This is a genomic window from Bacillus sp. RC252 (assembly GCF_044909215.1).
GTDB lineage: Bacteria > Bacillota > Bacilli > Bacillales > Bacillaceae_G > Bacillus_A > Bacillus_A mycoides.
This window is the reverse complement of the sequence record NZ_JBIYDV010000007.1, coordinates 247,560-260,023: the sequence shown is the minus strand read 5'-3', so window position 1 is coordinate 260,023 and position 12,464 is coordinate 247,560. Positions and strand designations below refer to the sequence as shown.

At 36.7% G+C, this 12,464-nt stretch carries 14 protein-coding genes; 13 read left to right on the top strand and 1 reads right to left on the bottom strand.

Annotated features, from left to right (window positions below; translation table 11 throughout):
• Positions 1 to 25: 25 nt before the first annotated feature.
• From ABH960_RS12875 to ABH960_RS12825, 11 genes are all read left to right on the top strand, one after another.
• Entirely contained in the window at positions 26 to 949 is a 924-nt protein-coding gene (locus tag ABH960_RS12875) for an O-acetylserine dependent cystathionine beta-synthase (protein WP_002129198.1), read from the top strand.
• 4 nt (positions 950 to 953) lie between these two features.
• Complete coding sequence (locus ABH960_RS12870; protein WP_002067265.1) at positions 954 to 2,087, top strand: bifunctional cystathionine gamma-lyase/homocysteine desulfhydrase; 1,134 nt, start codon at positions 954 to 956, stop codon at positions 2,085 to 2,087.
• A gap of 260 nt (positions 2,088 to 2,347) precedes the next feature.
• Positions 2,348 to 4,951, top strand: a complete 2,604-nt coding sequence (adhE, locus tag ABH960_RS12865; protein WP_404445566.1) for a bifunctional acetaldehyde-CoA/alcohol dehydrogenase — start codon at positions 2,348 to 2,350, stop codon at positions 4,949 to 4,951.
• Positions 4,952 to 5,077: 126 nt separating this feature from the next.
• The gene (locus ABH960_RS12860; protein WP_002034123.1) at positions 5,078 to 5,314 is read left to right on the top strand and encodes a YrhC family protein; all 237 of its coding nucleotides are present in this window, start codon (positions 5,078 to 5,080) and stop codon (positions 5,312 to 5,314) included.
• Between the two features lie 147 nt (positions 5,315 to 5,461).
• Positions 5,462 to 6,409, top strand: a complete 948-nt coding sequence (locus ABH960_RS12855; RefSeq protein WP_404445562.1) for an ABC transporter substrate-binding protein — start codon at positions 5,462 to 5,464, stop codon at positions 6,407 to 6,409.
• Between the two features lie 5 nt (positions 6,410 to 6,414).
• Entirely contained in the window at positions 6,415 to 7,443 is a 1,029-nt protein-coding gene (locus tag ABH960_RS12850) for a FecCD family ABC transporter permease (RefSeq protein WP_002015259.1), read from the top strand.
• Positions 7,430 to 8,248, top strand: coding sequence for an ABC transporter ATP-binding protein (locus ABH960_RS12845; protein ID WP_002129193.1), 819 nt, complete (start codon positions 7,430 to 7,432; stop codon positions 8,246 to 8,248). The genes ABH960_RS12850 and ABH960_RS12845 overlap by 14 nt, the downstream gene beginning before the upstream one ends.
• Positions 8,215 to 8,610, top strand: a complete 396-nt coding sequence (locus tag ABH960_RS12840) for an ankyrin repeat domain-containing protein (RefSeq protein ID WP_002129192.1) — start codon at positions 8,215 to 8,217, stop codon at positions 8,608 to 8,610. The genes ABH960_RS12845 and ABH960_RS12840 overlap by 34 nt, the downstream gene beginning before the upstream one ends.
• 294 nt (positions 8,611 to 8,904) lie before the next feature.
• Positions 8,905 to 9,432, top strand: a complete 528-nt coding sequence (locus ABH960_RS12835) for a GNAT family N-acetyltransferase (protein WP_002129191.1) — start codon at positions 8,905 to 8,907, stop codon at positions 9,430 to 9,432.
• A gap of 58 nt (positions 9,433 to 9,490) precedes the next feature.
• Positions 9,491 to 9,949: a GNAT family N-acetyltransferase gene (locus ABH960_RS12830; RefSeq protein ID WP_002129190.1), complete on the top strand. Its 459-nt coding sequence runs from the start codon at positions 9,491 to 9,493 to the stop codon at positions 9,947 to 9,949.
• Positions 9,950 to 10,059: 110 nt separating this feature from the next.
• Complete coding sequence (locus tag ABH960_RS12825) at positions 10,060 to 10,437, top strand: hotdog family protein (protein ID WP_002129189.1); 378 nt, start codon at positions 10,060 to 10,062, stop codon at positions 10,435 to 10,437.
• Between the two features lie 39 nt (positions 10,438 to 10,476).
• Here ABH960_RS12825 and ABH960_RS12820 read toward each other — a convergent pair whose 3' ends face one another.
• Positions 10,477 to 11,022, bottom strand: coding sequence for a helix-turn-helix domain-containing protein (locus tag ABH960_RS12820; protein ID WP_002015249.1), 546 nt, complete (start codon positions 11,020 to 11,022; stop codon positions 10,477 to 10,479).
• A 156-nt stretch (positions 11,023 to 11,178) separates the two neighbouring features.
• Here ABH960_RS12820 and ABH960_RS12815 point away from each other — a divergent pair, with 156 nt between their 5' ends.
• Both ABH960_RS12815 and ABH960_RS12810 read left to right on the top strand, forming a co-directional pair.
• Positions 11,179 to 11,583 carry a DoxX family protein gene (locus ABH960_RS12815; protein ID WP_002015248.1) on the top strand — a complete coding sequence of 135 codons (405 nt, stop codon included), beginning with the start codon at positions 11,179 to 11,181 and terminating at the stop codon, positions 11,581 to 11,583.
• Between the two features lie 21 nt (positions 11,584 to 11,604).
• On the top strand, positions 11,605 to 12,462 hold the full coding sequence (locus ABH960_RS12810) for a VOC family protein (protein WP_404445555.1): 858 nt from the start codon (positions 11,605 to 11,607) through the stop codon (positions 12,460 to 12,462).
• Positions 12,463 to 12,464 lie beyond the last annotated feature (2 nt).

Sequence of the window (12,464 nt, the reverse complement as noted above, 5' to 3'; positions counted from 1 at the left end):
ATTGGCAAATAAGGGGGAGAACACGATGAATGTATATCGTGGAGTTCATGAGTTGATTGGCCATACACCAATCGTAGAAATTACTCGTTTTTCACTTCCGAAAGGAGTCCGTTTATTTGCAAAGCTTGAATTTTACAACCCAGGCGGAAGCGTTAAGGATCGTTTAGGAAGAGAATTAATTGAAGATGCGCTAGAAAAAGGGCTTGTTGCAGAGGGCGGAACAATTATTGAACCGACGGCTGGAAATACCGGCATTGGACTGGCACTTGCAGCGTTAGAACATGATTTACGCGTTATTGTTTGTGTACCAGAGAAATTTAGTATTGAAAAACAAGAAATAATGAAAGCACTAGGTGCAAAGGTCGTGCATACACCGACTGAGCAAGGAATGACCGGCGCAATTGCAAAGGCAAAAGAATTAGTAAATGAAATACCGAATTCATACTCTCCAAGTCAGTTTGCGAATGAAGCAAACCCTCGTGCTTATTTCAAAACATTAGGTCCTGAACTTTGGGATGCATTGAATGGAGAAATTAACATATTTGTTGCAGGGGCAGGAACTGGCGGTACGTTTATGGGAACTGCGTCTTATTTAAAAGAGAAAAACATTGATATTAAGACGGTTATTGTAGAACCAGAAGGATCTATTTTAAATGGTGGTAAAGCTGGTTCACATGAAACAGAAGGGATTGGTCTTGAATTCATCCCGCCATTTTTAAAAACATCTTATTTTGATGAAATTCATACAATTTCTGATCGACATGCATTTTTACGAGTGAAAGAGTTAGCGCAAAAAGAAGGCCTTCTCGTTGGGAGCTCTTCAGGAGCAGCGTTTCATGCAAGCTTACTTGAGGCAGAGAAAGCAGCACCAGGTACGAATATTGTAACGATTTTTCCTGATAGTAGTGAGCGCTATTTAAGTAAAGACATATACAAAGGATGGGAATAAAAAAATGAGAGCAAAGACAAAATTAATTCATGGTATTCGCATAGGAGAACCTTCAACTGGATCTGTAAACGTACCGATTTATCAAACAAGTACGTATAAACAAGAAGCAGTTGGTAAGCATCAAGGATATGAATATTCACGTACAGGCAACCCAACACGTGCAGCTTTAGAAGAAATGATTGCAGTCTTAGAAAATGGTCATGCTGGATTTGCATTTGGTTCAGGGATGGCAGCTATTACAGCAACTATTATGCTATTCTCAAAAGGAGATCACGTCATTTTAACAGATGATGTTTATGGCGGAACGTACCGTGTTATTACAAAAGTATTAAACCGCTTCGGCATTGAGCATACATTTGTAGATACAACAAACCTAGAGGAAGTTGTAGAAGCGATTCGTCCAAATACGAAAGCGATTTATGTAGAAACACCAACGAACCCATTACTAAAAATTACTGATATTAAGAAAATATCTGCTCTTGCTAAAGAGAAAGATTTATTAACAATTATTGATAACACATTCATGACGCCATATTGGCAGTCGCCAATTTCTTTAGGAGCAGACATTGTGCTTCATAGTGCAACGAAATATTTAGGAGGACATAGTGATGTAGTTGCAGGCCTAGTAGTTGTAAATAGCCCGCAATTAGCAGAAGACCTTCACTTTGTACAAAACTCAACAGGAGGTATTCTTGGCCCACAAGATAGCTTCTTACTACTTCGTGGTTTAAAAACATTAGGAATTCGTATGGAAGAACATGAAACGAATTCACGTGCGATTGCCGAGTTTTTAAATAACCATCCAAAAGTAAATAAAGTATATTATCCAGGTCTTGAATCCCATCAAAACCATGAACTAGCAACAGAACAAGCAAATGGATTTGGTGCTATCATCTCATTTGATGTAGATAGTGCGGAAACGTTGAATAAAGTTCTTGAGAAACTGCAATACTTTACACTTGCTGAAAGCTTAGGAGCAGTAGAAAGTTTAATTTCTATCCCATCTCAAATGACACATGCATCAATCCCAGCAGATCGCCGTAAAGAATTAGGAATTACAGATACATTAATTCGTATCTCTGTCGGAATTGAAGATGGTGAAGATTTAATTGAAGATTTAGCACAAGCGCTAGCATAATAAAAATGCACTGCTAATGTAGAGCAGTGCATTTTTATTATATTAATTTGTGAAACGTTTCACAAATTAGACATACACAAATGAAATGATTTCATGTATATTGAATTCATGAAATGTTATTCACGAATAAACTTGTGAAATATTTCACAAATAATGAGATTCATGTAGGACGGTAACTCTATTTTTTTTCGCTAATCGGGACTTGTTATGACCTATAGGGACTTATAAAGACCGTGATAACAGAATAGGAGGAAATTTACATGGTAGTCAAAGAGAAAGTTGTAAATGAAATGCAAGAGGTAAAAGAGATGATTGATACGTTAGTAAATAACGGTCAAAAAGCTTTACAAGCATTAGAAAGTTTTACACAAGAGCAAATTGACAACATTGTTCATGAAATGGCGCTTGCGGGTGTCGATCAACATATGCCGCTTGCGAAGTTGGCTGTTGAAGAAACGGGCCGTGGCGTATATGAAGATAAATGCATTAAAAATATTTTTGCCACTGAATATATTTGGCATAGTATAAAGAAAGATAAAACGGTAGGGATTATTCATGAAGATCCTCATGAAGAAATAATAGAAATCGCAGAACCTGTCGGTGTAGTAGCTGGGGTAACGCCAGTAACGAACCCAACATCGACAACAATGTTTAAAGCATTAATCGCGATAAAAACGAGAAATCCAATTATTTTCGCATTTCATCCTTCTGCACAAAACTGTTCCGTTGCAGCGGCAAAAACAGTATATGATGCAGCAGTGAAAGCTGGTGCACCAAAGCATTGTATTCAATGGATTGAAAGACCTTCTGTGGAAGCAACGAAACAATTAATGAACCATGATGGTGTCGCACTCGTTCTAGCAACTGGAGGGGCTGGTATGGTGAAATCGGCTTATTCTACTGGTAAACCCGCGCTAGGTGTAGGGCCAGGTAATGTACCATGTTATATAGAGAAATCGGCACATGTAAAACGTGCTGTTAATGATTTGATTTTATCGAAAACATTTGATAACGGTATGATTTGTGCGTCAGAACAAGCCATCATTGTAGATAAGGAAATCTATAATGATGTTAAAGCAGAAATGATTGCAAATAATTGTTATTTTGTAACAGAGGAAGAGAGAAAGAAATTAGAAAATCTTGTTATTAATGAAAATACATGTGCAGTAAATAGTGATATTGTTGGGAAATCAGCACAGTATATTGCTGAATTAGTAGGAATTACTGTACCTGAACATACAAAAATGCTTGTAGCTGAAATTAAAGGCATCGGAGCAGCGTATCCACTATCTCGTGAGAAACTGAGCCCAGTGTTAGCTTGTGTAAAAGCAAATTCATTAGAAGAAGGATTTACATATTGCGAAGAAATGTTAGAGCTTGGTGGCCTAGGGCATTCAGCGGTTATCCATTCTACAAATAAAGAAGTACAAAAACAATTTGGGTTACGTATGAAAGCCTGCCGTCTCATTGTAAATGCACCTTCATCACAAGGTGGAATTGGTGATATATATAATGGATTTATTCCATCACTTACGCTTGGTTGTGGCTCCTACGGGAAAAACTCAGTTTCCCAAAACGTAACGGCGACTCATTTATTAAATATAAAAAGGTTGGCAAATAGAAAAAAGAATATGCAGTGGTTCAAATTACCACCCAAAATTTATTTTGAAAAACATGCGACAGCATATTTAGCAAACATGCCTAACATTTCCCGCGCATTTATTGTAACGGATCCAGGGATGGTTGAGCACGGTTATGTAGATACAGTTACGCACTATTTACGTAAGCATACAAATGATGTGAAAGTTGAAGTTTTCTTTGAAGTTGAGCCAGATCCATCAGATGAAACTGTATTTAAAGGTGCGGACATGATGAAAAGCTTTAAACCAGATGTAATTATCGCGCTTGGTGGCGGTTCAGCTATGGATGCAGCAAAAGGGATGTGGCTATTCTATGAGCACCCAGAAACGACATTCTATGGAATAAAACAGAAGTTTTTAGATATAAGAAAACGTACATGTAAGTATCCGAACTTGGGAAATAAAGCACAATTTGTTGCCATTCCAACAACATCAGGGACGGGATCAGAAGTGACGCCATTTGCGGTTATTACAGATAAGAAAAATAATATTAAATACCCGCTTGCGGATTATGAATTAACACCAGATGTAGCGATTGTTGATCCGCAATTTGTAATGACAGTACCACCTCATGTGACGGCAGATACTGGTATGGACGTATTAACACATGCAATTGAAGCGTATGTGTCTGTTCTGGCAAATGACTATACTGATGGTTTAGCATTAAAAGCAATTGATCTCGTATTTAAATATTTGCCGAGAGCATATAAAGATGGAAATGATGAAGAAGCACGAGAAAAAATGCATAATGCTTCCGCAATCGCAGGGATGGCATTTGCAAATGCTTTCCTAGGTATTAATCATAGTTTAGCGCATAAAATTGGACCGGAATTCCATATTCCGCATGGACGTGCGAATGCAATTCTTATGCCGCACGTAGTTCGCTATAATGCTATTAAGCCAAGAAAACACGCATTGTTCCCAAAATATGAGCACTTTGTGGCTGATGAACGCTATGCACATATTGCGAGAATGCTCGGGCTTCCAGCAAGCTCAACAGCGGAAGGTGTGGAATCACTCGTCCAAGCAATTATTGAGCTTGGAAAAAGCTTAAATATAAATATGAGTATTGCAGGACAAGGAGTTGCTAAAGACCAATTTGAAGGGGTTGTTGGATTATTAGCAGAAAGAGCTTTTGAAGATCAATGTACAACAGCTAATCCAAAATTACCGCTCATTTCAGAGCTGAAAGAAATCTATATAGAAGCATATAAAGGCGTATAATAGATAAAAAAGAGCCGCGAGTAAGCGGCTCTTTTTTACTTTGGAAAACATCTCCCAGATTGGTTCTATTTACTTGTCTTTAAGCTTGATAGAATGTGATAAAGTGAGGATGGGAGTGATAAGCAGATGAAAGAATTACAAGAAAAAATAGCAGATTATACCCGGTTTGCACAAGTACTTTTAGCTATAAGTACATTTTTAATGATCGGTTTATTAATTCCAAGTGGAATAAAAAGTATGGTACAGTCTTTTGTTATGATGGGGAGTATTATTGTATTTTTAGTTCTTGCTTTTTTCTTCTTTAAGCGTGTTAGAACGATGCGTGATCAATTAGAGGAGAGCGAATATGAAGAAAATTGTTAAATAGGGCGCTACGAAAAGAAGAAATCTTTTTGTAGCGTTTTTTCATTTTTGTAGAAAATGTATGCGTTTCATATTGACAATGATAATCCTTATCAATTAAAGTAGAATAGTAGTTAATGATTATTATTATCAATTAGAGGTGAAAGAATGAACAAATCTATTACGCTGTTCACAGCGATCTTATCTATTTTTTTCTTATTAATAGGTTGCAGTGCAAAAGAAAACGAAAAAGCATCCGCAACAAAAACAGACAAAGGAACAGACAAAATCGAAATTACCGATCTCTCAGACAGAAAGATAACATTCAGTAAAGTTCCTGAAAGTTTTGCTACGTTGAGTATGGGAGACATGGATATTATTCATGCTTTAGGTGGAAAAATAGTAGGTCGTCCGGATACAAAATTAACTCTCCCAGAGGAATTAAAGAAAGCACAAGTAATCGGGAATGCACATCAACCGAATTTTGAGCAAATTGCTAGTTTAAAACCGGATGTACTTGTTGCTAACAATGGATTCCAAAAGAACATTCCAACGGTCGAAGGACAAGGAACAAAAGTAATCATTTCTTCAGCCAACTCTGTAAAAGATATTCAAAAGGGTATTGAAATGTATGGAACAGTAATGAAGAAAGAAGATAAAGCAAAAGAGCTTAACCAAAAAATTAATGATCAAATGAAGAAATATGAGAAAAAGAGTGACGTTAAAGCGTTGCTAGTTTATGGAGCACCAGGCACTTATTTAGCGGCATTACCAACATCTCTATCAGGGGATATTTTAGAAAAAACAGGCGGGAAAAATATCGCAGCTAGTTTTCCAGAAATGAAAGAGTATCCGCAATATGCACAGCTAAGTGTAGAACGTATTATTGAAGCAAATCCAGATGTGATTTATTTAATTACACATGGAGATCCCAATAATGTGAAAAAAGCATTTGAAGGCGAAATGATGAAAAATGAAGCATGGAAAAATTTAGATGCAGTAAAACAAAATCGTGTAGTTATTTTACCACCAGATTTATTTGGATCAAATCCTGGGACAAAAGTTACAGAAGCGATGGACTTTATGTATAAAAGTATACAAGATGTAAGGAAATGATAAGTATGGAGAGTAGTGAAATAGTAAGAGAAAAGGAACATCCTTTTGCGAGAAAAAGGTGGATAATAACAGTTACTTTAGTCGTATTAACTGTTCTAGGTCTTTTTTATGGCCTTTTTGCAGGGAGCTTATCTTTTTCTTTACGAGACATTATAGAAGGTATACAAGATGAAGGTTCGACAGTTCATCGAATTGTATGGGATCTTCGTATACCGAGAGTGCTCGTTGGTTTTATAGTAGGAACGTGTTTAGCTGCATCAGGAGCATTATTGCAAGGGGTTATGAGAAATCCTCTTGCAGATCCTGGAATTATCGGAGTTTCATCAGGAGCAGGTCTTGTAGCAATTATAATCATGATTTTATTTCCTCAACATATGGCATTCTTACCACTAGGAGCGTTTTTAGGAGCTTTTATTACAGCAATGGTCATTTACGCACTATCATGGCAAAAGGGGGCGCCACCTTCACGAATTGTATTAGTAGGTGTTTCAATAAACGCATTAATTGGTGCAGCGACTTCAGCGCTAATGTTATTACATAGCGACAAAGTACAATCAGTTTTACCGTGGTTAGCTGGTGGTATTGGTGGTGTTAGTTGGGCACATTTAAATATGATTATTTACTATGCGATATTCGCTATTATATTAGCTTTCTTCGGTATTAAACATATTCGAGTATTAATGCTTGGGGATGAAATGGCAAAATTATTAGGGTATAACGTGGAAAGAAGTCGGTTTTATTTAATAGTAGTAAGTACAATGTTAGCTGGAATAGCAGTTAGTGTTTCTGGTCTTATTGGATTTGTCGGTCTTGTTGTACCGCATATGTTACGTTTATTAGTTGGAAATGACTATAAATATTTACTGCCATTATCATGCCTTGGCGGTGGGATATTACTTGTTTTTGCGGATGCGATAGCTCGAAGTTGGTTCGATCCAATCGAATTGCCTGTTGGTATTTTATTGTCCTTCTTAGGTGGTCCGTTCTTCTTATATTTAATCCATAGAGGAGGAAAACAACGTGATTTCCGTTAACAAAGTGTTTTACGCACATTCTGAAAGATTTCAAATGCAAAATATGAATGTACATATTAAAGCTGGAGAAATCGTTAGTTTAATCGGCCCGAATGGATCGGGGAAATCTACTTTGCTTCGTTTAATAGCACGGCTACTTAAACAAAGCGAAGGAGACATCATTTTAGATGGGGAAAATATTTATACGATGAAGAGTGCAGATGTAGCGAAGCAATTAGCGATGTTACCACAAATGCACGATCATCAATTAGATTTAACAGTGAAAGAACTAATAGAGTTCGGAAGAGGTCCTCATAAATCATGGAGTAGTCGCTTAAATAAAGAAGATGAAGAAATTGTTGATTGGGCATTGTCTGTTACAAAGCTTGAAGGGTATGAATATCGTCTTTTACAATCCTTATCAGGAGGAGAAAGGCAACGTGCTTGGATTGCAATGACGCTTGCACAACGCACAAATGTCTTACTATTAGATGAACCAACAACCTTTTTAGATATCGTCCATCAGTTAGAAGTAATGGAACTTGTTAAACGATTAAACGAAGAGTTTGGTATGACGATTGTAATGGTTTTACATGATATTAATCAAGCGGCTCAATATAGCGATCGTTTACTCGTATTAAAACAAGGGAAGATTCAGTATGATGGCGTACCAGAAGAAGTACTATGTCATCAAATGTTTCAGCGTGTATTTGGAATTGAAGTTGATATATTCCAAGGGAGTGACAAGCCATTTTTTACACCGAAACGAATTTGTGAAAAGGGAGAAGAGAGATGCAAACAGACGAGCGTATTACCACTGAGTTAGTAAGGGAATTTGTTATGGCAGCTCACGGAGATCTAGAAAGAGTACAGGAGCTTTTGGCCGAATCACCGAGCTTACTTCATGCTTCTTATAATTGGGGTGGCTCAGATTGGGAAAGTGCCTTAGGAGCAGCGGCCCATGTAGGCCGTAAAGATATTGCTCTTTATTTACTGGAAAAGGGAGCTCGGATGGATATTTTTGCAGCAGCTATGCTGGGTGAACTTGAAGTCGTACAAGCCATTTTAGTAGCACAACCAGAAGCATTACGTGCATCTGGCCCACATGGCATCTCTCTTCTTCAACATGCACGAATGGGTGGAGAAAAAGCTCAGCGTGTATTTGAGTACTTAACAGTGCTTTCTTAATGACCGCAAAGTTCTTATGTGCGGTAAACTTTCCACTCAAAGGATTGGAAGGTTTACCGCCCGTTAGAACGGGATAAGTATCTAGTATATTTGAAAATCCTACACCCCCTCAATTGTAGTTTTCTTTATACTAGTTATGATATGGATGCAGTAGACACTCTTTTGTCTACTGCTTTTTTTTGATATAATACACTTTTATAAGATTGAATTTTCTTTCTTTTTGGTAACTTTCTTGATATGAATTATTCAACACTTACGTAGTTTGAAATATGTTGTTATGTAATGAGGTTCAAAATGATGGGAGTGAATAAAAGAGTGTTCCATACAGATCGCTTACAATTTCGCAAATATACAATGGATGATTTACCATTTTATGCTTCTTTATGGGGGGATGAGAAGGTAATGCGCTATATTGGAAATGGAACGTTAAAAACATTTATGCAATGTAAAAAAAGTTTGGAGGAGAGGGTACTTCCAAATTATAAAAATGGTCTCGGTTTATTTGTAATGATTGAAAAGGAAACAGGGATAAGAATTGGTCATGCAGGACTTGTCAAGCAGAAGGTAGATGGAAAAGAGGAAATTGAGATTGGCTATTGGCTACTTCCTAAATATTGGGGGAAAGGGTATGCGAAAGAGGCTGCGGCGGCTTTTCGAGACTATGGTTTTCAAGCATTACAAATGAATAAATTAATTTCACTTATTAATCCGAACCACCCAGCTTCAATATTTGTTGCTAGAAAAACAGGGCTTAGTTATGAGAAAACAACTTCATTTCATGAGATGGAAGTTCTCGTTTATTCCATTAAGCGGGTTGGATGAAAAAAGGTGAATTGCATTTTTTGGAGAATGGTATATAAAAAATAAAGGGAGGGATTACATGTATATTTATCATAATGGATTAATTATTCGTGAAGGAACGAATGGAGTGCCAGCATATGCGATTAAGACATTATTTGAAGATGCTGGCTGGAGTAATGATAATATCCCTTCTTGGCAAATTGAAAAGTTTACGATTGCATTTGAAAATTCAACATGGGCTTTCACAATTTGGGATGAAGAAGAAATGGTCGCGATGGTTAGAGTGATTTCTGATCAAATCATGGTTGCTAACATAGTAAATTTAGTTGTGAAGTGTGAGTATAGGGGGAAAGGGTTAGGTAAGAAACTTGTAGCTCTTTGTTTACAAAAGCTTCCGCATGGCGATTGGTTTGCGCATACGTCCGCTAACAATTTTGATTTTTATAGAAGTTGTGATTTTGAAGTAAGAGAGTTATCAAGAAATGGAACATGTGCGTACTATGGGTATCAAGTGGCCAAAGAGGAAGGGCATCGATAACTTATAAGGTAATAAAGAAAAAGGATTGCTATTTTAATAATATAAACTGAACTGAGACTCATTTTGTGATAAAATAAAAGAAAATTCAGTTTATTAAACGGGGGATAAAAATGAATGTAAAAGTTGGGGATATATTTAAATACGAAAGAAGATTTACCGAGGAAGAAGTTTTTGAATTTGCAAATATTACAGGCGATAAAGGTAGACATCATATGGAATATGATGAGAATGGACGATTAATGGTCCATGGTTTATTGACTGCTAGCATTGGGACGAAAGTAGGCGAAGAGTTACATTACATAGCGAGGGAATTAGTAAGTGAGTTTATTAGACCAGTTTTTACAGGGGATACGGTTACTTGTGAATTAACTTTAACAAATATTGAGCAAATGGAAGGATATAAAAAAGTTTCAATTGAGTCAGTTTATCGCAATCAACATGAAAAGACCGTACTAGTTGGGACGAGTTATGGAATTATAAGGGGATAAAAAAGAAGCCTGTTACGAAACAGGCTTCTTTTTTATCGTTTAGTAAACACGTTTTCGATTTTCCGCATGACTAGAGATAAGTAATAATGCAGATTCTTCACCTATATTGCGAACAATATGAGGAACGCATGCATTCCAAGAGAAAGAATCACCTTCTTCTACAATCGCAATATCTTCTCCATGTTGAACTTCTAGTTTTCCGCGTAATACAAGATGACACTCTTCACCTTCATGAGCATTTGGTGAGTTTTCTTTCGGGAATCCGGCAGAAATTTCTACTAGAGATAGGCGGAGACCACCTTGCTCCGCAACATGCTCAATTCTTTGTTCATCTTTTCCATACACACTGTATTTACGCTCTTCTTTTTTTACAATTTTCAAACGATCTTTTTGTTCTAACAATAAATATGGAAGGGGGACATTTAAAAAATTAGCGATCATTTCTAAAGTTGAGATAGATGGTGATGTTTTATTGTTTTCAACCTGACTCATAAAGCCTTTAGAAAGACCTGTTCCTTCACAAATTTGGGCAATCGTAATTCCTCTACGTTGACGAATTTCACGAATCGCAGAACCGATATTCATAAAATCATGCTCCTTTTTGTAAACAACTATTTGTATCATAGCAAAAAAAAAATATTTTTTCTCATGAAAAATGAATTGACGAATAAAAATAATTAGTGTATGTTTTGTAATGTAAACAAAAGTTTTGTATAACAAAACTATAAAGGAGAGAAAGAAATGAATCAACATATTGGTAACTTAATTATTCGTATCGTGTTAGGGGTAACGTTCTTTATGCACGGTTTAACAAAATTCCAATCAGGAATTGACAATATTGCAGGGTGGTTTACAAGCATTGGTTTACCAGGAGGACTTGCATACGGTGTAGCAACAGTTGAATTAGTTGGAGGTCTATTGTTAATTCTAGGTTTAGGCGTAAGGTATATTGGCTTATTATTTGCACTTGTTATGGTTGGAGCGATTGTGAAAGTAAAATGGTCAGCTGGTTTGTTAGGAGACGGGAAAAATCCTGGATTTGAGTTAGAACTTGCATTATTAGCGATGGGTGCTTACTTATTTGTTGCGAAAGCTAATGGTTTTGTAGATAATTTCTTAAAAGAGAAAATGTTAAAGAAGAATTAATTAAAATGGGGGTATAACAAAATGGGCTTTCCACTTCATCCCGAAACAACACTTGGGGTTGTTCATTTATATGTATCAAATTTAAAGAAATCGCTAGAGTTTTATACAGAAGTATTGCGTATGAAGGTACTGGAAGAAAAAAGTACAATCGTTACGTTTGGTAATGAGGACAATGAGCTACTTCTCATAATAGAAGAAAAGGAAGACGCTCTTCCGAAGCAAAGAGGTCGAACTGGTTTATATCACTATGCAATTTTATTACCAACCAGACAAGACTTAGCAAATATTCTTCGTCATTTTGTTGAGAGAGTACACCCATTACATGGTGGGGCTGACCATTACTTTAGTGAAGCTCTTTATTTAGCTGATCCAGATGGAAACGGGATTGAAATTTATCATGATCGCCAAAAAGAAGTTTGGCATGATGAAAATGGAGAGCTACCATTTGTTAGTAACCCGTTAGACGGCGAAGGATTATTACAGCAAGGAAGTACATGGAATGGGTTCCCGGCTGGTACTGTGATGGGGCACATTCATTTACATGTAGCTGACTTAGAAGAAGCGAAACATTTCTATGTTGATGGCCTTGGTTTTGATGTAACGATTCCAGCTCGTAATGGAGCGTTGTTCGTATCAGCAGGTGGTTATCATCACCATATCGGTTTAAATACATGGCAGGGTGAAGGTATACCACCACAAATGCCAAATTCCGTTGGTTTGAAATATTTCACAATTGTACTAGCAGATGAAAAACAAAAAGAGCAAGTGTGTGAAAGTTTAAAATATATTGGCGTAGTTGCTACGTATAAAGATGGAATATTACAGGTCAAGGATCCGTTTGGACATTGTATACATTTTAAAGTGAAAGGAGAAGCCTAAAA